The sequence below is a fragment of the Arthrobacter sp. Bi26 genome, from assembly GCF_918697925.1.
Classification (GTDB): Bacteria; Actinomycetota; Actinomycetes; order Actinomycetales; family Micrococcaceae; genus Arthrobacter.
Window position 1 is genome coordinate 1 of the sequence record NZ_CAKKMF010000069.1, and the last position, 26520, is coordinate 26520.

At 67.2% G+C, this 26520-nt stretch carries 23 protein-coding genes; 15 read left to right on the top strand and 8 right to left on the bottom strand.

Annotation, left to right across the window (positions count from 1 at the left end):
* From LQV16_RS16895 to LQV16_RS16905, 3 genes are all read left to right on the top strand, one after another.
* Positions 1 to 1057, top strand: a 1057-nt coding sequence (locus LQV16_RS16895) for a CapA family protein (protein ID WP_229995056.1), incomplete at its 5' end; no start/stop codon positions are given.
* A gap of 11 nt (positions 1058 to 1068) precedes the next feature.
* Positions 1069 to 1920 carry an alpha/beta fold hydrolase gene (locus LQV16_RS16900; RefSeq protein ID WP_229995057.1) on the top strand — a complete coding sequence of 284 codons (852 nt, stop codon included), beginning with the start codon at positions 1069 to 1071 and terminating at the stop codon, positions 1918 to 1920.
* Between the two features lie 56 nt (positions 1921 to 1976).
* Positions 1977 to 2756: an alpha/beta hydrolase gene (locus LQV16_RS16905; protein ID WP_290369387.1), complete on the top strand. Its 780-nt coding sequence runs from the start codon at positions 1977 to 1979 to the stop codon at positions 2754 to 2756.
* Here LQV16_RS16905 and LQV16_RS16910 read toward each other — a convergent pair.
* Genes LQV16_RS16910 through LQV16_RS16920 form a run of 3 tightly spaced genes read right to left on the bottom strand, consistent with a single transcriptional unit; the run spans position 2753 to position 5324 of the window.
* Positions 2753 to 3235, bottom strand: a complete 483-nt coding sequence (locus LQV16_RS16910) for a GNAT family N-acetyltransferase (protein ID WP_229995059.1) — start codon at positions 3233 to 3235, stop codon at positions 2753 to 2755. The two genes, LQV16_RS16905 and LQV16_RS16910, sit on opposite strands and share 4 nt — an antisense overlap.
* A gap of 5 nt (positions 3236 to 3240) precedes the next feature.
* Positions 3241 to 4038 (bottom strand): glutamine amidotransferase, encoded by a 798-nt coding sequence (locus tag LQV16_RS16915; protein ID WP_290369388.1) that lies wholly within the window; start codon positions 4036 to 4038, stop codon positions 3241 to 3243.
* Entirely contained in the window at positions 4035 to 5324 is a 1290-nt protein-coding gene (locus LQV16_RS16920; RefSeq protein WP_229995060.1) for a Mur ligase family protein, read from the bottom strand. Before LQV16_RS16920 ends, LQV16_RS16915 begins: the two co-directional genes overlap by 4 nt.
* Before the next feature lie 80 nt (positions 5325 to 5404).
* On the opposite strand from LQV16_RS16920, the gene pdxT reads away from it, so the two are divergent.
* The 9 genes from pdxT (at position 5405) to LQV16_RS16965 (ending at position 15496) form a co-directional block, all read left to right on the top strand.
* Positions 5405 to 6115, top strand: a complete 711-nt coding sequence (pdxT, locus tag LQV16_RS16925; protein WP_229995061.1) for a pyridoxal 5'-phosphate synthase glutaminase subunit PdxT — start codon at positions 5405 to 5407, stop codon at positions 6113 to 6115.
* A 3-nt stretch (positions 6116 to 6118) separates the two neighbouring features.
* Positions 6119 to 6874 (top strand): YebC/PmpR family DNA-binding transcriptional regulator, encoded by a 756-nt coding sequence (locus LQV16_RS16930; protein WP_229995062.1) that lies wholly within the window; start codon positions 6119 to 6121, stop codon positions 6872 to 6874.
* A gap of 34 nt (positions 6875 to 6908) precedes the next feature.
* On the top strand, positions 6909 to 7487 hold the full coding sequence (gene ruvC, locus LQV16_RS16935; RefSeq protein ID WP_229995063.1) for a crossover junction endodeoxyribonuclease RuvC: 579 nt from the start codon (positions 6909 to 6911) through the stop codon (positions 7485 to 7487).
* Between the two features lie 92 nt (positions 7488 to 7579).
* Complete coding sequence (ruvA, locus tag LQV16_RS16940) at positions 7580 to 8224, top strand: Holliday junction branch migration protein RuvA (protein WP_229995064.1); 645 nt, start codon at positions 7580 to 7582, stop codon at positions 8222 to 8224.
* Positions 8217 to 9365, top strand: coding sequence for a Holliday junction branch migration DNA helicase RuvB (gene ruvB / locus LQV16_RS16945; protein ID WP_229995065.1), 1149 nt, complete (start codon positions 8217 to 8219; stop codon positions 9363 to 9365). Before ruvA ends, ruvB begins: the two co-directional genes overlap by 8 nt.
* Positions 9366 to 9626: 261 nt before the next feature.
* Positions 9627 to 10049 carry a preprotein translocase subunit YajC gene (gene yajC / locus LQV16_RS16950; protein WP_229995075.1) on the top strand — a complete coding sequence of 141 codons (423 nt, stop codon included), beginning with the start codon at positions 9627 to 9629 and terminating at the stop codon, positions 10047 to 10049.
* A gap of 105 nt (positions 10050 to 10154) precedes the next feature.
* Positions 10155 to 11930, top strand: coding sequence for a protein translocase subunit SecD (secD, locus tag LQV16_RS16955; protein WP_229995066.1), 1776 nt, complete (start codon positions 10155 to 10157; stop codon positions 11928 to 11930).
* Positions 11931 to 12950, top strand: a complete 1020-nt coding sequence (secF, locus tag LQV16_RS16960) for a protein translocase subunit SecF (RefSeq protein WP_229995067.1) — start codon at positions 11931 to 11933, stop codon at positions 12948 to 12950. It begins immediately after the preceding gene.
* Positions 12951 to 13204: 254 nt separating this feature from the next.
* Positions 13205 to 15496: a bifunctional (p)ppGpp synthetase/guanosine-3',5'-bis(diphosphate) 3'-pyrophosphohydrolase gene (locus LQV16_RS16965; protein ID WP_229995076.1), complete on the top strand. Its 2292-nt coding sequence runs from the start codon at positions 13205 to 13207 to the stop codon at positions 15494 to 15496.
* Between the two features lie 62 nt (positions 15497 to 15558).
* On the opposite strand, the gene LQV16_RS16970 is transcribed toward LQV16_RS16965, so the two are convergent.
* The 3 genes from LQV16_RS16970 to LQV16_RS16980 form a co-directional block, all read right to left on the bottom strand.
* Positions 15559 to 16182 (bottom strand): type IV toxin-antitoxin system AbiEi family antitoxin, encoded by a 624-nt coding sequence (locus LQV16_RS16970; RefSeq protein WP_229995077.1) that lies wholly within the window; start codon positions 16180 to 16182, stop codon positions 15559 to 15561.
* 170 nt (positions 16183 to 16352) lie between these two features.
* Positions 16353 to 18029: a DUF349 domain-containing protein gene (locus tag LQV16_RS16975; protein WP_229995068.1), complete on the bottom strand. Its 1677-nt coding sequence runs from the start codon at positions 18027 to 18029 to the stop codon at positions 16353 to 16355.
* A 61-nt stretch (positions 18030 to 18090) separates the two neighbouring features.
* The gene (locus tag LQV16_RS16980; protein ID WP_229995069.1) at positions 18091 to 18897 is read right to left on the bottom strand and encodes a peptidylprolyl isomerase; all 807 of its coding nucleotides are present in this window, start codon (positions 18895 to 18897) and stop codon (positions 18091 to 18093) included.
* Positions 18898 to 19174: 277 nt separating this feature from the next.
* Here LQV16_RS16980 and hisS point away from each other — a divergent pair, with 277 nt between their 5' ends.
* On the top strand, positions 19175 to 20515 hold the full coding sequence (gene hisS, locus LQV16_RS16985; RefSeq protein ID WP_229995070.1) for a histidine--tRNA ligase: 1341 nt from the start codon (positions 19175 to 19177) through the stop codon (positions 20513 to 20515).
* A 40-nt stretch (positions 20516 to 20555) separates the two neighbouring features.
* On the opposite strand, the gene LQV16_RS16990 is transcribed toward hisS, so the two are convergent.
* The gene (locus LQV16_RS16990) at positions 20556 to 21893 is read right to left on the bottom strand and encodes an APC family permease (RefSeq protein ID WP_229995071.1); all 1338 of its coding nucleotides are present in this window, start codon (positions 21891 to 21893) and stop codon (positions 20556 to 20558) included.
* A gap of 126 nt (positions 21894 to 22019) precedes the next feature.
* Between LQV16_RS16990 and aspS the strand changes: the two genes are divergently transcribed.
* Complete coding sequence (gene aspS, locus LQV16_RS16995; protein ID WP_229995072.1) at positions 22020 to 23807, top strand: aspartate--tRNA ligase; 1788 nt, start codon at positions 22020 to 22022, stop codon at positions 23805 to 23807.
* A gap of 209 nt (positions 23808 to 24016) precedes the next feature.
* Positions 24017 to 24802 carry a GNAT family N-acetyltransferase gene (locus LQV16_RS17000; protein WP_229995078.1) on the top strand — a complete coding sequence of 262 codons (786 nt, stop codon included), beginning with the start codon at positions 24017 to 24019 and terminating at the stop codon, positions 24800 to 24802.
* Between the two features lie 330 nt (positions 24803 to 25132).
* Here LQV16_RS17000 and LQV16_RS17005 read toward each other — a convergent pair.
* Positions 25133 to 26520, bottom strand: a 1388-nt coding sequence (locus LQV16_RS17005) for an MFS transporter (RefSeq protein WP_229995073.1), incomplete at its 5' end; no start/stop codon positions are given.

The following is a 26520-nucleotide window of genomic DNA, read 5'->3' on the forward strand; positions in this document are numbered from 1 at the left end:
GGGTACGGGTCCCGGCTGTGCGGCCCTCCGATGCACCTCCGTCCTGGTCACCGGGGACATGCTGGTCCACCCCCAGCTCTGGCAGCAGGCCCGCGAGGATGCCCGTGCTGCCGGCGCGGCGGGGCTGGACTTCGGGCCGTTGCTGGAGGGCCAGCGGCGTTACATCGAGACGAGCGATGTGGCGATCTGCCATCTGGAAACCCCGGTGGCGGGCCCGGACGGACCGTTCTCCGGGTATCCGTCCTTCAACGTCCCGCCGCAGATCCTAACCGCCGTCCGGGGTGTGGGGTATCAGGCCTGCACGACGGCCAGCAACCACACGGTTGACCGCGGCACCGCTGGCCTCGTCCGCACCTTGGACGCCCTCGACGCCGCCGGGCTCAGGCACACGGGCTCATACCGGACCGAGGCGGAGTCGCAGGAAGTGCTGATCCTGCAGACCCCAGCGGCAAAGATCGCGGTCGTCGATGCCGCGTACGGCCTCAATGGGCTGCGTGCCGAGCAGGCCTGGCAGGTCGACCTGCTCGATCCGGCCGCAATGATTTCCAGGGCGCGCAAGGCCAGGGCTTTGGGAGCCGACATCGTGCTGGGGGTCATGCACGCCGGCGCTGAGTATTCCAGCGTGCCGAACACTCAGCAGCGCGACGTCGCCCATGCGCTCGTGGACAGCGGGCTGTTCAGCATGATCTACGGGCACCACAGCCATTCGGTGCTGCCGATCGAGAAGTACAAGGGAACCTGGATTGTGTACGGGCTCGGCAACGGCATTACCGAGCTCTCGCCGTCGTTCGTGGTCAACAACGAGGGCCTGTTGGTCCGGGTGCAGTTCAGCCAGGACGCCACAGGGGCCTGGGCTGCCTCGGACCTCGCCTGGGCGCCGTCGGTGATGGTCCGCGGACCCTACCGCTGGTGTTCGGTGGCGGCCGACGCCCCGCAGGGCCGGTGTGCCGGCACGGCGGCGGACGCCGCCACGCGCCGGCGCACCACTGCTGTGCTGGAGTCGATGGGCGCCGCGGCGGCGGGCGCCCACGAGCTGATTCTCGCCAAGGAGCCCTAAGCTTGGGCAGCATGGAGATGTTCACTGAACGACGCCGCACGGTCGCGTCGCACGGCGCCGAGCTGGCCGTATTTGAGTACGGCCCGGAGCCCGGACCGGATGTGCCGACGCTGCTGCTGGTGCACGGCTATCCCGACGACCATCAGGTCTACCTGCCGGCCATCCGGGACCTGGCCAGAAGCCACCACGTGGTCGCCTACGACACCCGGAACGCGGGCGCGTCCGCCGTCGTCGGACTCCCCGGAGACTTCACCCTGAAGACCCTCGTGGATGACATGTTCGCCGTGCTGACAGCTATCGGGGCCACGGACGTCCATCTCGTGGGCCATGACTGGGGATCCATCCAGGGCTGGGCGGCCGTCCAGGACCGCAGGGCCGCGGACCTGATCGGCCGGTACACGTCCATTTCGGGCCCGGACCTGCGGCACTTTGCCCGCTGGGTGCGAAGCCGGTATTCGCGTCCCCGGGCGTGGCCGCAGCTGGCCGGCCAACTGGCCCGCAGTTGGTACATTGCCGCGTTCCTCGTCCCGCAGCTGCCAGAGGCCGCCTGGCGCCTGTTCCTCACCAAACGCTACGAGCGGACGGCGAAGCGCGACGTCGGCGATGATCCCATCCGGGGGCTGGCGCTCTACCGCGCCAACTTTTTCCGGGCACGGACCTGGCCCGCAGGCGGCCGCGTGACGATGCCCGTCCTGGTGGTGACGCCGCGGAAGGATTCCTTCCTGTCGCCGGACCTCGTGGACGGACTGGATTCGTGGGTGGACAACCTCACGGTCATCCGGGTGGACAGCGGCCACTGGTGGCCGGCATCCCGGCCGGCGGAGTTTGCCGAACTGCTGCGGGGAAGCTACGTCAGCCGATGATGGCGAGAGCACTGGCGGCTCAGCAAAGTGCCAGGCGCGGGACGTTCCGGAACGGAATGGATTACCTGTGCTGGGGAAGCGGCCCGAAGACGCTCTTGTTTATCCAGGGCGGCCCAGGCAGTGCGGTGCCTCAGGGGATGATGCGCCGGATGTTCCGCCGGCAGTTCCAGCCGTATCTGAACGCGGGATATTCCGTTTGGATCGTGACGCGCCGCAGGAACATGCCGCCCGGGCACACAATTACCGACATGGCCGGCGACTACGCCCACGTGATCTCGGAGGAGTTCGGCGGACACGTTGACGTCGTCGTGGCCGAATCCTTCGGCGGAATGATTGCCCAGTACCTCGCGGCCCTGTACCCCGACGCTTTCGGCCGGATCGTTGTGGTCATCGCGGCGGCCGAGCTCAGCGACTGGGGCAAGGACGTCGACGCGCGGATGGCCGGCGCCCTGGTTAGCGGCGACGCCGGGCGGGCCGGGACAGTGTTCGCCGAGTACCTGTTTCCAGGGACGCGGCTGAGGTGGCTCCGCCGGCTACTGGGGCCCCTCATCGGTGGCCGCCTGCTCGCCGGCTCAGACTACCCGCCGGATGACGTACAGACTGAAGTCCGGGCGGAGCTGAGCTTCAATTCACGGGACGTTCTGCCAAGGATCCGGCCGCCGGTACTGCTCATCTGCGGGGACCACGACAAGTTCTTCCCGAAGGATGTTGCAGCCGAGACCGCCGGACTGATCCCGGACTGCACACTGATTTGGTATGAAGGCCAAGGTCATCTTCGGGTGGCCGCCAGCAGCCGGGTCGCCCGGGACGTGTTGGCGTTCGTCAACGGCAGTTAGCGCAGGTCACGGGTCATGAAGACACTGTTCGGGTCGAGTGCGTAGTCGGCAAACGGCGGACAGTCGACGAACCCGTGCCGGTGGTACAGCCGGCGGGCGGGGGCGAAGAAATCCTGGCTGCCGGTCTCAAGGAACAACCGTTCGTAGCCGCTTTGCCGGGCCTGCTCAAGGAGGTGGGCGAGCAGAAGCGTCGCAATGCCCCGGCCGCGGGCGTGGGCTGCGGTGCGCATTGACTTGATCTCGCCCTGACCGGGTTGCAGCTGCTTGAGAGCGCAGCAGCCGACCAACTCGGAGCCCTGCCGAGCGGTCCAGAACGTGATCGCCGGATCGGAAAGAGCCCCGTGATCCAGCGCGTGCACGCTGTCCGCGGGAGAGGTGGCATACATGTCCGCGAGGTGCCCGCTCAAGAATTCCTGGACATCCGTACGCCCCGGCGTGTCGCGCCCAATCAGGATCCCGCTGCCCTGGGTGCCGGCCATCTGGGTTAGCGGGGACGGCGGGCGGCGTGTTCGCGCGCCAGCACCGCGTAGGAGTCGTCCGGGGTGCCCGGCGTGAAGCTCCCGTATTTGCGTTCGACGGCGGTCCGGATCAGGAAGTCCGCGAGGGCCGGGTTCTTGGGCAGCAGTGAGCCGTGCAGGTAGCTCGCCACGATGTTGCGGTAGCGGGCGCCTTCCTGGCCGTCAGTGCTGTTGTTGCCCGTGCCCTTGGCGGTGGTTCCGAGCGGTTCGACGCCGGGTCCCAGCGTGGTCTGGCCGCTGTGGTTCTCATAGCCAAGGATGCTGCCGAACTCGGGGGAGGAGACGGTGACGTTGCCGATCAGGCGTTCGTCGGTGCCGTGGGTCTCCACGTCCAGGATGCCGATGCCCGGAAGGACCGAGCCGAGCCGGGTCTTGAAGAACTTCCCGAAGAGCTGGTACAGCCCGCAGATCACGAGCATCGGGGTGCCGGCGTCGGCCAGTTGCTTCAGGATGGACTCCCGGGAGAGGAGGTCGTCCTGGATGACGAGCTGTCCGCTGTCCTGTCCGCCGCCACCGACAATCAGGTCCACGTCTGCCGGGAACGGGTCACCGACGTTGTATTCGAGCAGTTCCGGCGTGTAGCCGTGCCAGCGCAGGCGCTGCGCGAGGACCAGGGCGTTGCCCCAGTCGCCGTAGATGTTCATGTCCCGCGGGTAGAGCTGCAGGACCCGGATGGTTCCCTTGCTGGGGGCCGCGGAATCTTCGGGCGGAAGTTCGTGCCCAAAGGAGAGCTCGTGCGGGGTTTCGGGGGACCGGGGGGTCATGAGACCACCTCCACTGTGGTGATTTTGGACAGCTCGCGGCGGATGGCCAGCATGGCCGTGTAGGTGCAGAAGATCCTCTTCGGCTTGCCCTGGCCGCCGCGGATGAACGCTGCCAGTGCCGGCGCGATTTCCGTGTCGACGGCGCCGATGGCGACGTCGTCGTACTGCAGCCGCAGCGCCATGTCGTACGCGCGGGAGCCCGTGAGCTGGTCCACGCCGCCGTCGCGGAGGGTGTCGAATTCGACGTCCCACAGCCAGGACATGTCCCGTCCGTCAGCGTAATTGTCATTGATCGCGATCATCGTGGCGTACCCGGCGGCCGGGAACGATTTCAGGCCGAGCCGGAAACCGCTGGGGTTCTTGACCAGGACCAGTTCCAGCGGCAGGCCATCGACCACAAGGCTCTCGCCGCGGCCGAACGCCGGCGCCACCTTGGACAGCGCCGTGAGCAGGCCGGCCTGGTCGGTACCGGTGCCGCGGGCGCCCGAGACACCGCGGGCCAGGGTCAGTGCGGCGGCGGCATTGAAGATGTTGTAGACGCCGCGCAGCTTCATCGCCGTGGTGACCGTCGCGCCGTCGTACTCGAAATCGGCGTCGTCGGCGCCCACGCGGCGCAGCACGACGTCGGCGGCCGGCCGGGCCGGTGCGGGAGGCACCGGGCTCCCCGGGGCGGCGCGCATGTCGTCGTCGTTGGGGAAGGTGCTCAGCAGGGAATCGTCCAGCCCGAAGTAGAGCACCTCCGGCCCGTCCAGGGTCTGGGCGATCCGGGCCACGCGGGGGTCTTCCCGGTTCAGGACAACGGTCCCGGTGGTCTTGGACGCGATGTGCTGGAGCAGTTCAGCGGTCTTATCGATCTCGCCGAAACGGTCCAGCTGGTCGCGGAGGACATTGAGCAGGAGGCTGTACCGCGGCGGGACCTTGTTGACGAAGTGCACGGCGTGCGCCTCGTCCAGTTCCAGGACCGCGACGTCGGCATCGAGCCGGCCCCGCCAGTCCACCTCGCCCAGGAGCGCCGCGGCCACGCCGCGGGTGAAGTTGCTGCCGGTGCGGTTGGTGAAGACCTTCAGCCCCTGGCTCTCCAGAAGTTCCACCACCATCTTGGTGGTGGTGGTCTTCCCGTTCGTGCCACTGACGACGGCGACCCCCAGTGGCAGCGTGGACAGTGTCCGCCGCATGAAACCGGGGTCGATTTTTTCGACCACAAGCCCGGGAAGGGCCGAGCCTCCGCCCCTGAGCCGGGAGACCCGGCGGACGAGCTTGCCGAGCGGAACGCTGAAGTAAAGCATGCTCTGTAATATATCCCAGCAGCGGCATGGAACCCTGCCGGGCGGCGCCCGGACGGAGGCAGTAGCACTATGCTGAATGGATGACCAACCCCCCTTCTTCGGACCTTTCCCGCGCGGGTACAGGCCTACGGATCGGTGTCCTCGCCCTTCAAGGCGACTTCCGGGAGCACTTGCGTGCAGCGGAAGATATGGGCGCCACCGGCATCGGAGTCCGCCGCCCGGCCGAGCTCGACGGCCTCGACGGCCTGATCATTCCCGGCGGTGAATCCACCACCATCGACAAGCTCGCACGCGCCTTCGATCTCGCGGATCCGTTGCGCAAACTCATCGCCGACGGCCTGCCAGTTTATGGCTCCTGCGCGGGCATGATCCTGCTCGCGGACGAGATCGCAGATCCGGCGACGGACCTTGCCGGGAACCCGCAGCAGACCTTCGGCGGCCTGGATATTACGGTGCGCCGCAATGCTTTCGGCCGGCAGCGCGAGTCCTTCGAGACCGATCTCGAATTCAAGGGACTGGGCTTCAGCGACACCGGCTCCGGTGTGGCTCCCGTCCATGCGGTATTCATCCGCGGCCCATGGGTGGAGCGTATGGGTCCGGGCGTCGAGGTCCTGGCGCAGGTGGAACCCGCGGACCCGGAGCATGCCTCGCATGCCGCTGTCCTGGACGGGACGGCTAGAATTGTTGCAGTGCGTTCCGGCAAGCTGCTGGCCACCTCCTTCCACCCGGAAGTGACGGGGGAGAAGCGCGTGCATGAACTGTTTATTCGAATGATCAGAGGAGAAGCGTAAAGCATGTCAGGCCACTCCAAATGGGCGACGACCAAGCATAAGAAGGCCATCCTTGATAGCCGCCGGGCCAAGTCGTTCGCCAAGCTGATCAAGAACATCGAAGTCGCCGCGCGCATGGGCGGCCCTGACCTGTCCGGCAACCCGAGCCTGGAACTCGCCGTCACCAAGGCGAAGAAGACCTCGGTGCCCGCCGACAATATCGACCGCGCCATCAAGCGCGGCGCCGGGCTCACCGGCGAAGTCGTGGACTACACCGAAATCATGTACGAGTGCCGCGGCCCGCAGGGCTCCGCGCTGCTGATCGAGTGCCTCACGGACAACAAGAACCGCGCCGCCTCCGAGGTCCGGCTCGCCATCTCCCGCAACGGCGGCACGATCGCCGATCCCGGTTCGGTCAGCTACCTCTTCAGCCGCAAGGGCGTCGTCTCGCTGCCGAAGAACGGCCTCAGCGAAGACGACGTCCTGATGGCAGTCCTCGACGCCGGAGCCGAGGAAGTCAAGGACAACGGCGACGGCTTCGAGATCCACTCAGAGCCGACCGACCTCCAGGCCATCCGCGATGCCCTCAAGGAAGCCGGAATCGAGTACGACACCGATGAGGCCGAGTTTGTGCCGTCGATGCAGGTGCCGCTGGACCTCGACGCCGCCAAGAAGTTCATGAAGCTCGTGGACGCCCTGGAAGAACTCGACGACGTCCAGAACGTCTACAGCAACGCCGACCTCAGCGACGAAGTGCAGGCCGCACTGGAAGCCGAGTGACACCCTCACCCAGCCGTGATTTTGAGGCCCGGTCTTGACCCTGCGCGTCCTGGGGGTTGACCCGGGCCTCACCCGTTGCGGGCTCGGCGTCGTCGACGTCGAAAGAAACCGGCGGGCCACCATGGTGGCCTTCGGCGTAGTGGGCACGTCCCCCGAGGAGAGCCTGGACCAGCGGCTGCTTGTCATCGCCACGTCCATCGACGAGTGGCTGGACCAGTACGAACCGCACGTCCTCGCCGTGGAGCGGGTCTTTTCCCAGCTCAACGTCAGCACGGTCATGGGCGTGGCGCAGGCCTCCGGCGTGGTCATTGCCGCCGCCGCGCGCCGCGGCATCTCGGTGGCGCTTCACACTCCGTCCGAGGTCAAGGCCGCCGTGACGGGAAGCGGGACCTCGAACAAGGACGCAGTCACGAAGCTGGTGACCAAGATCCTCCGGCTGGACGCGCCCCCGCGCCCCGCCGACGCCGCCGACGCCCTCGCGCTGGCCATTACCCACGCCTGGCGGGCCGGCAGCGGCGCCGCCGTGGCGACGACGGGCCCGGGCAGCCAGTCCCTCACTCCGGCCCAGCGGGCGTGGGCGGACGCGGAGGCAAAAGCGCGCCGTGCGCGCTGAATGTCCGGCTGTCCCCCCTTGGAACTTGGTAGGGTATTCGTAGATATGTTCGGATAGTCGGGTTACCCGGCTGCAGACCCAGGAGCCCGGCCTTGATCAGTTTTCTTCGCGGAACCGTTGCGCACGTTGGCCTGTCCTCCGCCGTGATCGACCTCAACGGCGCCGGCATGAGCGTCAGCGCCACGCCCCAGACCCTCAGCGGCCTCCGGGTGGGGGAGGAGGGGAAGCTGTTCACGTCCCTGATCGTGCGGGAGGACTCGCTGACCCTGTTCGGCTTCGCCAGCGATGACGAGCGGGAAGTGTTCGATATCCTGCTCAGCGTCAGCGGCGTCGGACCCCGCCTGGCCCTGGCCGTGCTGGCAGTCCACGAGCCGGAAGCCATCCGCGTGGCCGCCCACTCCGGCGACGGCAAGGCCTTCACGAAGGTCCCCGGAATTGGACCGAAGGTGGCCGGCCGGATCGTGCTGGAACTCGCCGGCAAGCTCGTGCCGCACGGCACCGCTGGTGCGCCCGTCGCGGCGGTTTCCGCGGAATCCGTCTGGAAGCCGCAGGTCGTCGCCGCGATGACCAGCCTTGGCTGGTCCGAAAAGGACGCCACCGCCAGCATCGACAAATCCCTGGCCGATTCCCCGGACCTGGCCGCGAACGGCAATGTGGCGGAAATCCTCCGCGCGACGCTGCGCTGGCTGGGGCAGGACGGCGCCCGCGCCGGAAACCGGGTAGGCGCGCGTGGCTGAGCCATCGATTGTCGCCGGGGGAGAAGAGCCGGAGGAGCGCGTCATCGAAGCCGCCCTCCGGCCCAAGAATCTGCACGACTTCGTGGGCCAGCACCGGGTCCGCAAGCAACTGTCCCTCGTCCTGGAAGCCTCGCGCATGCGTGGCCGCAGCGCGGACCACGTGCTGCTCTCCGGCCCTCCAGGGCTGGGCAAGACCACGCTGTCCATGATCATCGCCGCCGAAATGAACGTCCCGCTGCGGATCAGCAGCGGCCCGGCCATCCAGCACGCGGGCGATCTCGCAGCCATCCTGTCCTCGCTCTCTGAAGGCGAGGTCCTGTTCCTGGACGAAATCCACCGCATGTCCCGCCCGGCCGAGGAAATGCTGTACATGGCGATGGAGGATTTCCGCGTCGACATCGTCGTCGGCAAAGGCGCCGGCGCCACGGCCATCCCGCTGGAACTGCCGCCCTTTACGCTGGTCGGCGCCACCACGCGGGCTGGCCTGCTTCCAGGGCCGTTGCGGGACCGGTTCGGTTTCACCGGCCACCTTGAGTTTTACTCAGTGGAAGAGTTGGAACTGGTTCTGCGCCGTTCCGCCGGCTTGCTGGACCTCAAGGTCAACTCGGCCGGATTCAGCGAGATCGCCGGCCGGTCCCGGGGCACGCCGCGCATCGCCAACCGGCTCCTGCGCCGGGTCCGGGACTGGGCACTCGTGCACGGCATCGAGCAAATTGATGCCAGGGCGGCGTCCGCCGCCCTGGATATGTACGAGGTAGACAAACGCGGCCTGGACCGGCTGGACCGCGCCGTTCTCGAAGCCCTCATTACCAAGTTCGGCGGCGGGCCGGTGGGCCTGTCCACCCTCGCGATCGCCGTCGGCGAGGAAACGGAGACCGTGGAAACGGTCGCCGAGCCCTACCTGGTGCGGGAGGGGCTGCTGGGCCGGACGCCACGCGGCCGCATAGCCCTGGCGCCGGCGTGGACGCACTTGGGCTTCGCCGTTCCTGCCGGCGTCTTCGGCCAGGACCCGCTGGAGCTGTTCCGGGCCGATGAGCTGTCCGATGAGCGGGCCGATGAGCTGGGCGGGGGCCCGCAGGGCGAGTCCGGCGGGGTTCTCGGTGACGAAACAGGTCCGCAGCGAATCAGAAACAGCCGCTAGCACCGTACTTTCAGCTTTTCCCTTTAGACTGGTATGACGCTCGGCACGTTCGGGTTTTGTTTCCGTGGGCGGAGAGCAGGTAGCCGCCGGCGGTTTGGGGATGGTCTCTTTGCCAGCTTGCTGTGCAGACCCCTGCCCGCGCCGCCCGGAGCAAACGGACGTTGCTGAAAAACAGCTATGCAAGTAGAGAACGGAACAATCCCTGTGTTCGGACTTATTTCTGCCCAGACCCAGCCGCAGGCCGGCGGCGGCATCGACATCATGACGGTTCTCCTGTTCGTCATGCTCGGACTTTTCGTCTTCATGATGTTCCGCCGCAACAAGAAGACCCAGCAGCAGCAGGCCAAGCTTCAGTCCAAGTTCGAGCCCGGTGTGGAGGTCATGACGAGCTTCGGACTGTTCGGGCGGATCATCAACATCGATGAGGCCGAGAACAAGGTCACGCTCGAGCTCTCCCCGGGCAACACCGCCACCGTGCACCGGCAGGCCGTCACCAAAATTGTGGAGCCGGTTGTTGCGGCCGAGGAGCCGACGGTTGTTCCCGACGACGCGTCCTCGCTGACCACTGAGAAGGTGAACGCTGAGAACACGGACAGCGCCGCCGCTGTCAACGAAGCGCCCATCAATGAAACTCCCGAGGAAACCCTGCGCCGCCTCAATGACGAAGGTAAAAAAGACAGCTAGTCTGCCTACCTGAGCTGTCCCGCGAAGCAACGGTTGCGGGCATCCGTCGGCGGGGGCCCAGAGCCCGCGCCGGCGGATCCGCCGCAAATAATAGAAAGATCGACAATGGCACGAACTGGCCCCAAAAACTCAGCCATCAGGATGCTGGTCTGGCTTGGCGTACTCATCGCCGCCATGACGGCTGTCCTGGCGGGCGGCACGATTGCCGGCCAGGCGGGCTGGGCTCCAAAGCTCGCCCTGGACCTTGAAGGCGGCACCCAGATGATCCTGGCGCCCAAGGTTGAGGGTGGTTCGGGTATTACCGAAGACCAGCTCAACCAGGCCGTGGCGATCATTCGTCAGCGCGTGGACGGCTCGGGCGTAGCGGAAGCGGAAATCAGCACGCAGTCCGGCCGCAACGTGGTCGTCAGCCTCCCGGGAACGCCTGCCAAGGAGACCCGTGCGCTGATCCAGGCCTCCGCCGACATGAACTTCCGCCCGGTTATCCAGACTGGCCCCGGCGCTGCGGTCCCAGAGGCGTCCCGGACCCCGGCCGACCAGCTGCCGAAGCCGACGGCGGAACCCGCCAACAGCAGCGACGAGAACTGGATTACCCCCGAGGTCTACAAGCAGTTTGAGGCACTCGACTGCGACAACCCGTCCCAGGACAAGCAGCAGCGCTCCGACCCGACCAAGCCGCTGGTGACCTGTGAGCCGGCGTCGGCCAATTCGCCGGCGATCAAGTACATCCTCGGTCCGGTTGAGGTGAAGGGCTCGAACATCAAGTCGTCCTCGTTCCAGCTGCAGCGCGGCGCCCAGGGTGCCGTGACCAATGAATGGGCCGTCAACATCCAGTTCGATGACGCGGGCACCACCAAGTTCAAGGAAATCACAGAGCGTCTGTACAAGTTCTATGCCGCCGGCGGCGGCCAGACCGGCTCGGATCCGAAGTCCCAGTTCGCAATCGTCCTGGACGACCAGGTCATCTCCGCCCCGCGCTCTCTCGCCGTCATCACCGACGGCCGGCCGCAGATCACCGGCGGGTTTACCGAGGAGTCGGCCAAGGCCCTCTCGGACCAGCTTCGTTTCGGTGCCCTGCCGATCAGCTTCGAAATCCAGAGCGAACAGCAGATCTCGGCAACCCTCGGCGGGGAGCAGCTCCGCATGGGTATGCTCGCCGGCGTGATCGGCCTCCTGCTGGTGTTTGTCTACTCGCTGTTCCAGTACCGGGCCCTTGGCCTCGTGACCGTGGCTTCCCTCGTGATCGCCGGGGTGCTGACGTTCCTGGCCATCGCCATCCTCGGCTGGACCGAAAACTACCGGCTTTCGCTCGCCGGCGTCGCCGGCCTGATCGTGGCGATCGGCCAGACGGCCGACTCGTTCATCGTCTACTTCGAACGCATCCGCGATGAGCTCCGCGAAGGCCGCGGCCTCGTCTCGGCCGTGGAAAACGGCTGGAAGCGGGCCAAGCGCACCATCCTCGCCTCCAAGGCCGTGAACCTCCTCGCGGCCGTGGTGCTGTTCTTCGTGGCGGTGGGCAACGTCCGCGGCTTCGCGTTCACCCTCGGCCTCACCGCGATCGCCGACCTCATCGTCGTGTTCATGTTCACCCACCCGACCCTGCAGTTGCTGGCCCGGACCAAGTTCTTCGGCGAAGGCCACAGGTTCTCGGGTCTGGACCCGAAGCGCCTGGGAGCCGTCCCGCTGTACCGCGGTGCCGGCAGGATGCGTACCCCGGAGGACAAGCCCGTGGCAGTGGTGCGCGCGAAGAACACCGGCGCCGCCGCCGAGGCAGAACGCCGGATGACCATTGCAGAACGCCGTCTCGCCGAAAAGCAGGATCAGGCACAACAGGCACAGCTCGCCGGTACCTCCAAGAGCGCGTCCAAGGAGGGCAAGTAAATGGTCAACTTCTCAACATTCGGCAATGAGCTGTACACGGGCAAGCGCTCGTACGACTTCGTCGGTTACAGGAAGATCTGGTTCCTGATCGCCGGGATCGCCGTCGCCCTCTCGATCCTGATCCCGATCGCCAAGGGTGGTTTCAACCTCGGCATCGAGTTCCGCGGCGGCTCTGAATTCACGGTCTCCAACGTCAAGACCACCGATGCCTCCCTCGGCGAGAAAGCCGTCCAGGGAGTCGTGACGGGATCCGTGCCTCGCGTGGCTAACGTCGCCGGCACCACTATGCGCATCCAGACGGACAAGCTCACCGACGACGAGACGCTGCAGATCAAGGAAGGCCTCACCAAGGCCTATGGCGTGACGGATAACGAGGTCACGTCAACCTTCGTCGGCCCCACCTGGGGTGCGGACGTCACGAAGCAGGCGCTGATGGGCCTGGCAATCTTTGTGGGTCTGGCCGCCGTCCTGATGGCGCTCTACTTCCGGACCTGGAAGATGTCGCTCTCGGCACTTGTCGGCATGGCCGTCACGATGTTCATGACCGCCGGTGTATACGGCCTCAGTGACTTCGAAGTGACGCCGTCGGCCATCATCGGCTTCCTCACAGTCCTCAGCTATTCGCTGTACGACACCGTGGTGGTGTTCGACAAGATCCGCGAAAACACCTCGGACATGCAGGCGTCCACCCGGCGGACCTTCGCCGAAGAGGTCAACCTCGCCATCAACCAGACCCTGGTCCGGTCCATCAACACCATGGTGGTGGCCATCCTGCCGGTCGGCGCGATCCTCTTCATCGGTGCCGGGCTGCTCGGTGCCGGAACGCTGCGGGACCTGTCCCTGGCACTGTTCGTGGGCATCCTGGTGGGCACCGCCGCGACGATTTTCATCGCGGCTCCGCTGTACGCCGCGCTGCGGCAGGGCGAACCTGAGCTCGTCAAGCAGGCCAAGCGGGTGGAACAGCGGCGCGCCGAAGCGGCCGCCAAGACCACGTCTTCGGCGTCGCCAGCTACGGCCTGAGCCTCCCGCCAGACCCTAAGCACAAGCCCAGCAGACGGGCCGGAGGCGTCAATTTCGACGGCCCCGGCCCGTCGCCGTATCCCGGCCGGTTATCGAAGTATCCTGCCGCGGGAATACACTTGAATAATTAACCGGTCGCGAGAGGTGCTCCATTGGAAGAACGTTCGACGCCGGTGCCGAAGGCACCTGCGGACGAGGGCCTGGGTCAGGGTTCTCAGACTGACCTAGTGGGTCCCGGACGTCCCGATGTTTCCGTGCCGGTTCACAATTCAGGTGCCCGGCCGACGTTTCCTGGCCGGCGCGAGCGCACGAGATCACGCCTTGCCCGGCTGACTGGCCGCGCTGCTCCCGCGTACTCGCCGATCCTGGAGCCGTTGCTGCGCACGGTCCGTGCCAACAACCCCAAAGAGGATTTCGACCTCATCCAGCGCGCCTTTGTGGTTGCCGAGCGCTGCCACCGGGGCCAAAAGCGCAAGAGCGGGGACCCGTACATCACGCACCCGGTCGCGGTGGCCACCATCCTCGCCGAACTTGGCCTCAGCGGCACCACGCTGGCCGCGGCCTTGCTGCACGACACTGTCGAAGACACCTCCTACACGCTGGCAGACCTGAAGGCCGAGTTCGGCCCGGAAGTGGCCATGCTCGTGGACGGCGTCACCAAGCTGGACAAGGTCAGCTTTGGTGAGGCGGCCCAGTCCGAGACCGTGCGCAAGATGGTCGTCGCCATGGCCAAGGACATCCGTGTCCTGATGATCAAACTCGCCGACCGGCTCCACAATGCCCGCACGTGGCGCTTTGTCTCTGCTGAGTCCTCGGCCCGCAAGGCGCGCGAAACCCTGGAAATCTTCGCGCCGCTGGCCCACCGGCTGGGCATGAACACCATCAAGTGGGAGCTGGAGGATCTGTCCTTCGCTGCCCTGTATCCCAAGGTGTACGAGGAAATCGTGCGCATGGTGGGGGACCGGACGCCGGAGCGCGAAAAGAACCTTTCGGTCATCCGTAACCAGATCACCGAAGACCTCCGGGCAGCGAAGATCAAGGCCACGATCACCGGACGGCCAAAGCACTACTACTCGATCTACCAGAAGATGATCGTCCGCGATAAAGACTTTGACGACATCAACGACCTCATGGGCGTCCGTGTCCTGGTCGATTCAGTCCGCGACTGTTATGCGGCCCTGGGCGCGATGCACTCGCGCTGGAACCCCCTGCCCGGGCGGTTCAAGGACTATATCGCGATGCCCAAGTTCAACATGTACCAGTCGTTGCACACCACGGTGATCGGTCCCGGCGGCAAGCCGGTGGAAATCCAGATCCGCACCCATGAAATGCACCGGCGGGCCGAGTACGGCGTCGCCGCGCACTGGAAGTACAAGGACCAGCCGAACAGGACGGCCGCCGGGCCAGGCAGCCCGCGCGACGGCGACATGGGCTGGCTGCGCTCTCTCGTGGACTGGCAGCAGGAAACGTCGGACCCCGGCGAGTTCCTCGACTCCCTGCGCTTTGAAATCAACGCCCGCGAAGTGTTCGTGTTCACCCCCAAGGGCGAGGTCATGGCCCTGCCTGCCGGATCCACGCCCGTGGACTTCGCCTATGCCGTGCACACCGAGGTGGGCCACCGGACCATAGGCGCGCGCGTCAACGGCAAGCTCGTTCCACTCAACAGCGAACTGAACCACGGCGACTGGGTGGAAATCTTCACCTCCAAGGCTGAAGGCGCCGGCCCCAGCCAGGACTGGCAGCACTTCGTCAAGAGCGCCCGGGCCCGTAACAAGATCAGGCAATGGTTCAGCAAGGAACGCCGCGAGGAAGCGATTGACCGCGGCAAGGACCTGCTGACCAAGGCGATGCGGAAGCAAAACCTCCCGCTGCAGCGGCTCATGACCCACGACGCCCTCGCCGCGATCGCGGAGGACTTCAAGTATGTCGACATCTCCGGGCTCTACGCCGGCGTGGGCGACGGCCACACCTCCGCACAGTCCGTCATGGAACGCCTGGTGGAGAGCCTCGGTGGAAACGAGCACCCGGACGACGCCCTCACCGAAGTCTCCATCCCCACCCAGGTCAGCAAGACCCGGTTCTCCGATTCCGGTGTTGTTGTCCGCGGCGTGGACGACGTCTGGGTGAAGCTGGCCCGGTGCTGTACGCCGGTCCCGCCGGACCCGATCCTTGGCTTCGTCACGCGCGGCTCCGGCGTCTCTGTGCACCGGACCGACTGCACGAACGTGAGCGGTCTGATGGGTCAGCCGGACAGGATCGTGGAAGTGGACTGGGCGCCCACGCAGGCCAGCGTGTTCCTCGTGGAGATCCAGGTCGAAGCACTGGACCGCAAATCGCTGCTCTCCGACGTCACCCGCGTGCTCTCGGAAAACCACGTCAACATCCTGGCGGCGAGCGTCCACACGTCCACGGATCGCGTGGCAATCTCGAAGTTTGCGTTCGAAATGGGCGATCCCAAGTACCTCAGCCATGTGCTTAGCGCAGTCCGCCGGATCGACGGCGTCTTCGACGTGTACCGCACCACCGGAAACCGCCGCCGCAGCTGATCCGCCCCCGGCGGTCGGACCCGGGAAGCCGGGCCAGGATACCTGTCCGGCACCCAGCAACGCTAGCCCGCTGCATCGGGCGCCTCCGGCTGTGCCCCGAGGGCGGCGAGCTTCGCCAGCGCCGCCCGTTTGTGCGGGACGCGCGGGCTGGCCTCGACGGCAAGCCTGAGCAGCCGGAGACGCACGCCCAGCTCGGGACGGGCCAGTAGCGCCCTCAGGGCCGGCACGGCCCGTTCCGCCTCCACGTGCAACGCCACGTCCACGGCCGTGCGCAGCGGGCTGGACACCATCAGACCTCCCATGCTGACGACGTCGAACGGCCCCAGCCGAACTTCGTGGAAGGTGCAGCCGCGCACGGACCTCAGGCTGGAAATCCGTCGGTTGGCGTCAACCAGCAGCGCCAGGCGGTCCGGCTCCGCGGCGCAACCATAGATCCAGGCCGCGGTCATCCGCCCCGCCACGACCCGCTGCCGGATCGCCGGCGCCACAGCCAGTGACGCGGCACGGGCGCGCAGCTGCGGACTGGCAGGGGCGCCCGGGGGCAGATAGCCGCGCTGGTACAGCTGCGTCAGCACGCCGTCGGCGGCCATGGCCTGCAGCTCCGGCCAGGAGAACAGTGCGCCGGGGGAGTAGAGCTCGCAGTGCTCCGGCCCCGGCCCGGGAGCGCGCCGGCCCGGAACAGGCATTCCGGGGGCGCACCGGTCCGGAGCAGGCTGCCCGGAACGTGCGGCGGGAGCGCGGGGCATGAGTACCATTCCGCCATCGTTCCCGGTTCCCTGGACATGGAACAGGCCCCGTTCCGGTCATGTGGATAACCGAAACGGGGCCTCGACTGGCTTGCTGGTGTGCCGTGTGCCTAGGAGAGCTCGCTCGCCGAGCGCTCGAGCTGCTCCAGCCAGGCCTGGCGCGCCTCGAGGGCTTCCCGGGCTGCCGTGATCTTGCGCTCGTCGCCCGCCTTCTCCGCCTTGGCCAGGTCTTCCTTGAGACCGGCAATGGCGGCTTCGAGCTGGGTCAGGGCACTGTTGGTGCGCGCCTTCGTCTCCGGGTTGGAGCGCTTCCAGTTTTCGTCCTCGGCGTGGCGGACGGCGTCCTCCACCTTCCGCAGGCCGGCTTCGATACGGCCCATGTCGGCGCGCGGAACCTTGCCGGCTTCTTCCCAGCGGTCACGGATGGACTGCAGCGCCTTCTTGGCCGCCGGTAGGTCCTTGATCGGCAGGAGCTCGTTGGCCTCCACCAGGAGCGCTTCCTTCACCACCAGGTTCGCACCGTATTCCTGGTCGATCTCGTCGTTGGCTGCCTGCCTGTTCGTGAAGAAGACGTCCTGGGCGGCGCGGAAGCGGGCCCACAGAGCGTCGTCGTCCTTGCGGCTGGCGCGCGGGGAGGCTTTCCACTCATCCATGAGGCGGCGGTATTCGCCGGCGGCGAAGCCCCAGTCGGTCGAGGAGGAAAGGGCCTCAGCCTCGGCGATCAGCTTCTCTTTGGCTGCCTTGGCTGCCGAGTTGGTGCTGTCCAGCTGGGAGAAGTACGCGCGGCGGTGCCGGTCAAACACAGTGCGGGCGGCACGGAACCGCTTCCACAGCGCGTCCTCGTTGCTGCGGCCGAGCCGGACCCCGCTCTTCTGGGCGGTCTTCCAGCTCTCGAACAGTTCGTTCATCCGCGCACTGGAGGTCTTCCACTGGATCTGCGCGGGATCGTGGCCGGCGATTTCCTCGGCCTCGGCCACGATGGCCTCGCGGGCGGCAAGCTCAGCGGCGCGGACGGCGTCGTGCTCGGCTTTCTCGGCCTTTTCGAGCTCGCCGATCTGCGTCACCAGTGCGTCCAGCCGTGCCTCGGCCGAGCGGAAGTCGCCCACCATGTTCCGCTCGGCAAGCTGCTCGCGCAGGTGCGTGACGGTCTTCTGCATGTCCGCGGTGGGCGCCTTGGAGCTCACACGCTGTTCCAGCAGGACGATCTGGGCCACGACGTCGTCGAACTTCCGGGCAAAGTAGCCCAGGGCCTCGTCGGCGCTGACTCCCGGGTACTGGCCGACGGGATATTCCGTGCCGTCAACGGTCAGGAAGACATGGCCGTCGCCTTCAACACGGCCCCAGCGGGCTGCTTCGGCCAGTGAGGCTGCGGAGGACACGGCCACCGGCGCGGGGGCCGGTGCGGCCGGGGACGGCTTGGCCTTCGGCCGGGCAGCAAACGCTGCCGGGCTCGGCGCGGGACGCGCGGCCGACGACGGAGCAGCAGTGGCCCCGGTTTCGGCAACAGTCTCGGCTGCCGGCTCAGTAGCAGGCTCGGCTGCCGTCTCCGCCGACGGTGCCTCGGCGGGCTGTGCGGACTCGGTGGGCGCTGCTGGCACCGCGGACTCGGTGGCCGCTGCGTCCTCGCCGGCCTCGGCGTCCTCGCCCGCGGCTGGGGCTGCGGTTGCCGCAGCCTCGCCGGCGGCGTCTACGGCAGCGCCTGCACTCTCGGCTGGGGTTGCCTCGGCTTCGGTTTCGTTGGCAGCTGCTGTTGCCAATGTTTCGTCGGATTTCTGACTGTCTGTCACCGCTAGAAGTCTTTCGCTTGGAGGGAAATACCGGGACCACGGCCTTCAGGGCCGTGGCTGGTCACTTCAGTGAGAACGAGTCTATCGTGACTGGTTCCGCAGGTGCGCCGTCGGTGGCGTTGTCGCCTGGCTTCAGTCCGGCGGCGGCAATCCCGCTCACCACGTCGAGACCCGAGGTCACCTTGCCCACCACCGTATAGCCACCGGCGGCATCCGCCGGGATAACGGTGTCCTTGTACACAATGAAGAACTGGGTGCCGTTGCTGTTGGCGTTCCCGCCGGTCCGGGCCACGGCGATCGTCCCGGCAGGGTACTTGTTGTCCTGCGGGGTGTTTTCCAGCGGGCCCCACATGTAGCTCGGGTCGCTGCTGCCGTCTCCGGCCTTGGAACCGCACTGCAGTACGCCAAAGTTCTCGGCCGTGGTCAGCCGGTGGCAGCTGAGGCCGTTGTAGAAGTTTTGGTCGGCGAGGGATTTGAACACCGCCGCCGCCTGCGGGGCCTTCGTTCCGTCGAGCTCGACGCCGAGCCCGCCACGGTTCAGCTTGAGCTCGCCCGTGAAGGTCTTGCCCGCGGCCGTTTCCGGCTTGGGGATGTTCTCGGCATTCGTGGGGGCAGCTGTCGGCGTGGCGGACGCTGACGGGCTCTGGAGCCCCTCCTGCACGGCCGCGAACTCCTCCTCGGTCGGGTTGGACGCGAAGACTGTGAGCTGCAGGACCAGGGCCAGGCCGATCGCCGCTGTGCCGACGCTGATGGCCAGGACGTTGTCGCGCTTGCGGCGCTTGTCCTGGTCCTTGCGCAGGCCTCGCCTGGCCTCCATCTGCTGAACGCGCCGCTTCGCCTCGCGTGCGCTGCGTGAACTGGCCGCCAATGGTCCTCCTGGTTGTATGGCCGCTTCCGTTACGGGCCGTAGGCGCCGTCGCGGCAGCGGCAGCAAGCTGCCGGCAGTCCCGCCGGGGCCGGCTCCGTTGGAAGAAGCGGGCGCCGAACGCATAAACTGACTGCCGCACACAGTTTATGCACGACTGGCCGGTCTGCCGCTTATCTTCGTTACGTTTCGACAGATGAATGCCGCGTGGGACCCGCGCCCGAAGATGCTGCAGTAGCAACGAGATACCGCAGTGGTAACCAGAGGAGAAAATTTCACCATGGCACGCACAGCCTCCCTGTCAGGATTCCCCGAGTGGCTTCCCGAGGAGCGGCTGGTGGAACTCCATGTGCTGGACACGCTGCGCCGGACGTTCGAGCTCCATGGTTTCTCCTCGATCGAGACCCGCGCCGTGGAAACGGTGGGCCAGTTGCTGCGCAAGGGCGAAATCGACAAAGAGGTCTACGGCCTCAGCCGGCTCCAGGACGATGAGGACTCCGCGGCCAAGTTCGACCCGCATGCCCTTGCCCTGCACTTCGACCTCACCGTGCCTTTCGCCCGGTACGTCGTGGAAAACGCCGGCTACCTGGCCTTCCCGTTCCGCCGCTACCAGATCCAGAAAGTCTGGCGCGGGGAACGTCCCCAAGAGGGACGGGCCCGCGAGTTCACCCAGGCGGACATCGATGTTGTCGGCGACGGCGAACTGCCGTTCCGCTACGACGTTGAAATCGCGCTCGTGATCGCCGAGGCGCTCAACGCGCTGCCCATCCCCGATTTCCTGCTGCGGATCAACAACCGCAAACTGGCCGAAGGCTTCTACACCGGGATCGGGCTCACGGACACCGCGGGCGTTCTGCGCAGCATCGACAAACTCGAAAAGGTCGGGCCCGCGAAGGTGGCCGAGCTGCTCAAGGAGGAACTCGGCGCCACTGACGATCAGGCGCAGGCCGCCCTGAAACTCGCCGGTATCCGTACCCAGGACACGTCCTTCGTGGCGCAAGTCCGGGCGCTGGGTGTCACCAATGAGCTGCTGGAAGAAGGCCTGAACGAGCTCGAGCAGGTCATCGCGGCCGCCGTCCTGCACGCCCCGGGACGAGTCGTTGCCGATCTCAGCATCGCCCGCGGCCTGGACTACTACACGGGCACCGTGGTGGAAACCGTCCTAGTGGGACACGAGCAGCTGGGCTCGATCTGCTCCGGCGGCCGCTACGACGCACTGGCCAGCAAGGGCAACCGCAAATTCCCCGGCGTCGGCCTCTCGATCGGCGTGACCCGCCTGGTGTCACGGATCCTGAGCCAGGACCTCGCCAAGGCCTCGCGCTCCGTGCCGACCGCCGTGCTGGTGACGCTCAACAACGACGAGAGCTGGGGCGCGGCGCAGGATGTCGCGGCAAAGCTGCGCAGCCGGGGCATCGCCACTGAGGTCGCCGCGAAGGCCGAGAAGTTCGGCAAGCAGATCAAGTTCGCCGACCGCCGCGGCATCCCGTTTGTCTGGTTCACCGACGACGACGGCAAGCACCAGGTCAAGGACATCCGCACCGGCGAGCAGTACGACGCCGACCCGGACGCGTGGACGCCCTCCGAGGAGGACCTGCACGTGCGCGTAACCGCCGCGCGCTAGTTCCTCCGGGCCTGGTTCTAAGGGCCAGTCCTGGCGGGGCCTACTTTTTGCTGGGAGCCCGGCGCACCCGCACGACGAGGAACCGCCCGGCCACCCCGGCGGCCAGCACCGCGGCCATGAACAGCATGGAGGCCGGCGGCAGGGTGACGGCCAGGACCACGCAGCCGAGGAACCCCAACACATTGAGCCAGCGCGGCGCATGCCAGGGGCGGCCGGCCAGCGTGAATGCGGCGGCGTTGGTCACGGCGTAATAGATCAGTACGCCGAAGCTGGAAAATCCGACCACGGTCATGACGTTGGTGCTCAGCAGCAGGATGACGACGGCGGCGGCGACGGCCAGTTCCGCAACGAACGGGACGGTGTGGGCGCGGCCCACCCTGGCCAGCGGGGCGGGCAGGTCCCGTTCCCGCGCCATCGCCAGCGTGGTCCGGCCAACCCCGGTGATCAGGGCCAGCAACGCGCCAAGGCAAGCGGCCGCCGCTCCGGCCTGGACGAAGGGGACGCCGCCGCTGAAGCGGGAGGCCGCCACCGCGTCCAGCAGCGGCGCCGTCGAACCCGCCAGCTGCTGCGGCGGCAGGTGCCACTGCAGCAGCGCGGCCAGGCCAAGGTAAATCACGAAGGCCGCGGCCAGCGCGGCCAGGATGGCCCGCGGGATGGTACGGGCGGGGTCTTTGACCTCCTCGCCCAGGGTGGCGATCCGCGCATAGCCCGCGAAGGCGAAGAACATCAGGCCCGCCGCGGGAAGGACGCCCCAGCCGCCGGAGGGCGCCGCAAGGTAGGCCGGCGCCGCCGACACCGCGGGGGCGCCATCCGGGTGCGGGCCCAGCAGCGACGCCACGGCGACAAAGACAAGCGTGGCCAGCACCACGGCCAGCAGGACCCGGGTCAGCATTGCGGTCCGCGTGATGCCGAGCAAATTAACGCCCGTGAGGACCACGACGCCGGCGACAGCCAGCGGCGTGGCGTAGGCCGGCGCCACGTAGTGCCCGAACGTCAGCGCCATCGCCGCGCAGGACGCAGTCTTGCCCGTCACGAAGCCCCAGCCCGCAATGAAGCCGGGCCACTCGCCGAGCTGCCGGCGTCCGTACACATACGTGCCCCCGCTGGCGGGGTATCTGGCCGCCAGCTGCGCCGACGCGACCGCGTTGCAGTAGGCGATGGCGCCGGCCACGGCCACGGCGAGAGTCAGCAGCGGCCCGGCCAGGGCGGCGGCGGGGGAGAACACGACGAACACGCCGGCGCCGAGCATGGAACCCAGGCCGATTGCCGTGGAATCAAACACGCCTAGCCGGCGCTGCAGCTGCCGGTGGGGCCGCTGCGGGCCGGGGCGGTCACCGGGCACATCACCGGGCTGGGTTCCGTTGTGCCGGGTTGCCATGGCGGGAGGGACCTTTCCAACGGGTAAACTCGAACGGGATCGTTCCTGAAGCGATCCTATTGAACTTCATTTACTGAATATCGATTTCTTGAACGTCACTTTTGATTTTCCGCTGAAAGGAATGCTGTGCTGCGCACACATGACCTCGGATCGCTTCGCTCCGAGCACATTGGACAAACCGTAACCCTCGCCGGCTGGGTCGGCCGGCGTCGTGACCACGGTGGTGTCGCATTCGTTGACCTGCGCGACGCGTCCGGCGTCGCCCAAGTGGTGGTCCGCGAAGAAGAGGTCTTCCACGGCCTGCGCAACGAGTACGTGCTGCAGATTGTCGGCACGGTTTCCCAGCGCCCTGAGGGCAACGAGAACCCGGCGCTTCCCACCGGTGAGATCGAGGTCATGGCCGAGAAGGTCACCATCCTCAACACCTCCGATCCGCTGCCGTTCCAGATCGATGAGCACGTTGAGGTAGGCGAGGAAGCGCGCCTGAAGCACCGCTACCTGGACCTGCGCCGCCCCGGCCCCGCCCGCAACCTGCGCCTGCGCTCGGAAGCCAACCGCGTGGCCCGCGAGCTGCTCCACCAGGACGGCTACGTGGAGATCGAAACCCCCACGCTGACCCGTTCGACGCCGGAAGGCGCCCGCGACTTTGTGGTTCCCGCACGCCTCGCGCCGGGTTCCTGGTACGCGCTGCCGCAGTCCCCGCAGCTGTTCAAGCAGCTCCTGCAGGTGGGCGGCTTCGAAAAGTACTACCAGATCGCCCGCTGCTACCGCGATGAAGACTTCCGCGCGGACCGCCAGCCGGAATTCACGCAGCTGGACATCGAGGCCAGCTTCGTGGATCAGGACGACATCATCCGCCTGGGCGAGAACATCGTCAAAGCCCTGTGGAAGCTGATCGACGTCGAGATCCCGACGCCGATCCAGCGCATCACCTACCACGACGCCATGGCCCGCTACGGCTCGGACAAGCCGGACCTGCGCTTCGGCCAGGAGCTCACCGAGCTGACCGAATTCTTCAAGGACACCAATTTCGGTGTCTTCAAGGCGCCCTATGTCGGTGCCGTCGTCATGCCCGGCGGCGCCTCCCAGGCCCGCCGGGCCCTCGACGCCTGGCAGGAATGGGCCAAGCAGCGCGGCGCCAAGGGCCTGGCGTACGTCCTGTACAAGGAAGACGGCGAGCTCGCCGGTCCCGTCGCCAAGAACCTCACGGACACCGAGCGTGCGGGCCTCGCCGACGCCGTCGGCGCCAAGCCCGGTGACTGCATCTTCTTCGCAGCCGGCGAGAAGAGCCCGTCCCGGGCACTCCTCGGCGCTGCCCGCGTGGAGATCGGCCACCGTACCGGCCTCATCAATCCCGCTGACTGGGCCTTCTGCTGGGTCGTGGACGCGCCGATGTTCGAGCCGGCGGCCGCCGCGGTCGCCTCCGGCGACGTCGCCGTTGGCGCCGGCCAGTGGACGGCCGTGCACCACGCGTTCACCTCGCCCAAGCCCGAGTTCATGGGCTCCTTCGACACGGATCCCGAGTCGGCGCTGTCCTACGCCTACGACATCGTCTGCAACGGCAACGAAATCGGCGGCGGCTCGATCCGTATCCACGAGCGCGACGTCCAGGAACGCGTTTTCGAGCTCATGGGCCTGGACAAGGCCGACGCGCAGACCAAGTTCGGCTTCCTGCTGGAGGGCTTCAAGTTCGGCGCCCCTCCGCACGGCGGCATCGCGTTCGGCTGGGACCGGGTGGTTGCTCTGCTGGCCGGCGTGGAGTCCATCCGCGACGTCATCGCGTTCCCGAAATCCGGCGGCGGCTTCGACCCCCTGACCCAGGCTCCCGCTCCCATCACGGCGCAGCAGCGCAAGGAAGCCGGCGTCGACTTCAAACCAGAGGCCAAGAAGAAGCCCGAGGACGGCAAGAACTAAGCCGGAAGCATCAACATGATCAGCAGGGGCTCCCCGGGCAACCGGAGAGCCCCTGCTGTTGTCATAATCGGCCGCGTTTGTACCGGATGGAGAGGACCCCGGTGGACCTGAGTCCGCACCGTGAAGCGAGCCCCGAGTCGGGCGCGGAAACCAATTCCGAAGCCATCGCGGCAGCCAACACTGAAGCCATCCCGGGGCTGGAGGCGCTGATGGATGCGGCGTGGCCGGCCGCCGAACGGGAGGAGTCCGGCGGCTGGGTGCTGCGGGCGGCCTCCGGGGTGACGCAACGGGCGAACTCGGTCTGGGTGCGGGACCCCGGCGATGACGACCCGCACCGGCAACTGGCCGCACTCCGGGCGGCGCGGCTTTGGTACCGGAACCGCCGGCTTCCGCTGATCTTCCAGATCTTTGACGGCCCGCGCCAATCGGCTTTGCAGTCGGTGCTCGATGCCGAAGGATTCACCCGGCAGTCCGAAACCCTGGTCCTGGTCCGCGGACCCGGCCCGCAGCCCGGCCCGCAGCCCGGCACGGGTTCCGGCGACCCCGACCCCGCCGTGGAAATCTCGGCGGAGCCGTCGGCGGATTGGCTGGACCTGTGGTGGAGCGTTGACGGCCGCGGGGGAGCGGCCGAGCTCGACGTGGCCCGCCGCATCCTGGCGGGGTGCCCCGCCCTGTACGCCCTCGTGCGGGACGACTCCGGCGCGCCCGCCGCCGTCGCGCGGCTCGCTTTGCCTGGCACAGGGCGCACTGGGCCCGCGTGGGGTGGACTGTACTGCATGGCTACGCGTCCGGATGTGCGGCGGCTGGGCTATGGCGGCCGGATTGTCCGGGCGCTTTTGCGTGAGGGCGGGGCCCGCGGCGTGGCCGGGTACTGGCTTTTGGTGATGGCATCGAACGCAGGTGCCCGGAGTCTGTACACCCACGCCGGCTTCCGCGAAGCCGGCCGGTACCTCTACCGGCAGGAACGGCCGAAGCGGCACCTGACCGGCTGCTGAAACGGCGTCTGCGGCACCCGAGCGAATCGGGCGCCGCAGACGCCGTCGGGCCTCTAGGAGCAGTAGGCGCAGTACGGGGGCTCTACATGTCTTCAGTTTCGTAGTGCAGGCCGAGCCACGGCGAGGCAGTCAGTTGACCATTGGAGGGCCGAGGTGCGGCCGGCGGTACCTCGCCGCGTGCAGTCGGGGCCACCCATGGCATGGGCCTTTGTGTGTTGGATCCCTGCAGTCCCAGGGTCCGGGGCCCGGTCAAGTGAAATGGCCAGTGGTGCGGGAATGCGCTGTGGGGACTGGTTCTGGACATGTTGGTCTCCTCGGGCTCGGGGCGGTTCAGGGAAGCCGCATGGCCGGCAGAGCCTGCTGCCCGGCGAGATTTTCCTCGGCAAGCAGTTCCCGGCGCCGCGCGGTTCCGGCCAGGTAGGGGCCGCCCAGATCCTGGATGGGGGTCTTGTACGTCTCGCGGGAGAAGTACACCGAGACGGCGGCGATCAGCATGCAGACCGTGCCGAAGACGGCCACGGGAACCCAGCCGGCGATGCCCGGGGCCAGGAGCATGCCAGCGATCATCGGGGCGAAGCCGGCCAGGACCAGGCCCAGCTGATTGCCCATCGCCATGCCCGTGTAGCGCACCGGGGCGGCGAACTGCTCGGCGAAGAACGACGGCCATATGCCGTTGAAGCCGGAGTAGAGCACCGTCATGTTCAGGAGTGCGGCCAGGAAGACCAGCACAATGTTGCCCGAGGACAGGGCCAGGAAGTACAGGAAGATCGTGAGCGAGCAGCCGATCGCGGCGGTCAGCAGCACCGGGCGCCGGCCGATCCGGTCCGAGAGCTTCGCGGCCAGCGGCATGGCGAACATCGACAAGCCGATGGCCACGGCGTTGACGGTCAGGATGGAGGCCCGGTCAAAACCGGCCGTGGAGGTGGCGTACGCCAGTCCGAAGACCGTGAAGATGGTCTGCATGACGGACATGATCGACATTCCCATCACACGCAGGACATCGGCGCCCTGGAACTTGAGGACGTCCTTGACCGGCATCGGGGCGACCTGCCGGTGCTCCTGGGCCTCCTCGAAGACCGGAGTTTCGTCCAGGTGGGTCCGCACCCAGTAGGCGATGGCCAGGACCACGATCGAGAGCCAGAACGGGACCCGCCAGCCCCAGCTCATCATCGCGTCCTGCGGCATGGACGTGACGGGAATGAAGACGAGCGTGGCCAGGACCATGCCGGAGGCGTAGCCGGTCATTACGAAGCTGGTGAAGAAGCCGCGTTTGCCGTCCGGGGAGTGCTCAAGCGTGAGCGTGGATGCGCCCGCCGACTCGGCCCCCGCGGAGAAGCCCTGGGCCAGCCGGCCGGCCACGAGCAGGATCGGGGCCCAGACGCCGACCTGTTCATAGGTCGGCAGGAAACCGATACCGAGCGAGGCCAGACCCATGATGCCCAGGGTGAGCAGCAGGATCTTCTTGCGCCCCAGCTTGTCGCCGAAGTGGCCCATGACCAGACCGCCCACCGGCCGCGCCACGTAGGCGACGCCGAAGGTGGCGAAGGCGCCGATCAGGCCGATGGCAGGGTCGGCGGAGGGGAAGAACAGGTGCGGGAAAACCAGGGCGGCGGCTGTCCCGTAGATGAAGAAGTCGTAGTACTCCAGGGTGCTGCCCAGGAACGATGCCAGGGCTGCCTTCCGCGGAGTCTTGCGCGCGGCCGGGGGTGGGGTGGCAG

What these genes read in the sequence shown, in the direction of transcription:
- LQV16_RS16900 (WP_229995057.1), top strand. Translation starts at nt 1,069, where the DNA reads ATGGAGATGTTCACTGAACGACGCCGCACGGTCGCGTCGCACGGCGCC.
- LQV16_RS16905 (WP_290369387.1), top strand. Translation starts at nt 1,977, where the DNA reads ATGGATTACCTGTGCTGGGGAAGCGGCCCGAAGACGCTCTTGTTTATC.
- LQV16_RS16910 (WP_229995059.1), bottom strand. Translation starts at nt 3,235, where the DNA reads ATGGCCGGCACCCAGGGCAGCGGGATCCTGATTGGGCGCGACACGCCG.
- LQV16_RS16915 (WP_290369388.1), bottom strand. Translation starts at nt 4,038, where the DNA reads ATGACCCCCCGGTCCCCCGAAACCCCGCACGAGCTCTCCTTTGGGCAC.
- LQV16_RS16920 (WP_229995060.1), bottom strand. Translation starts at nt 5,324, where the DNA reads ATGCTTTACTTCAGCGTTCCGCTCGGCAAGCTCGTCCGCCGGGTCTCC.
- pdxT (WP_229995061.1), top strand. Translation starts at nt 5,405, where the DNA reads ATGACCAACCCCCCTTCTTCGGACCTTTCCCGCGCGGGTACAGGCCTA.
- LQV16_RS16930 (WP_229995062.1), top strand. Translation starts at nt 6,119, where the DNA reads ATGTCAGGCCACTCCAAATGGGCGACGACCAAGCATAAGAAGGCCATC.
- yajC (WP_229995075.1), top strand. Translation starts at nt 9,627, where the DNA reads ATGACGGTTCTCCTGTTCGTCATGCTCGGACTTTTCGTCTTCATGATG.
- secD (WP_229995066.1), top strand. Translation starts at nt 10,155, where the DNA reads ATGGCACGAACTGGCCCCAAAAACTCAGCCATCAGGATGCTGGTCTGG.
- secF (WP_229995067.1), top strand. Translation starts at nt 11,931, where the DNA reads ATGGTCAACTTCTCAACATTCGGCAATGAGCTGTACACGGGCAAGCGC.
- LQV16_RS16970 (WP_229995077.1), bottom strand. Translation starts at nt 16,182, where the DNA reads ATGCCTGTTCCGGGCCGGCGCGCTCCCGGGCCGGGGCCGGAGCACTGC.
- hisS (WP_229995070.1), top strand. Translation starts at nt 19,175, where the DNA reads ATGGCACGCACAGCCTCCCTGTCAGGATTCCCCGAGTGGCTTCCCGAG.
- LQV16_RS16990 (WP_229995071.1), bottom strand. Translation starts at nt 21,893, where the DNA reads ATGGCAACCCGGCACAACGGAACCCAGCCCGGTGATGTGCCCGGTGAC.
- LQV16_RS17000 (WP_229995078.1), top strand. Translation starts at nt 24,017, where the DNA reads ATGGATGCGGCGTGGCCGGCCGCCGAACGGGAGGAGTCCGGCGGCTGG.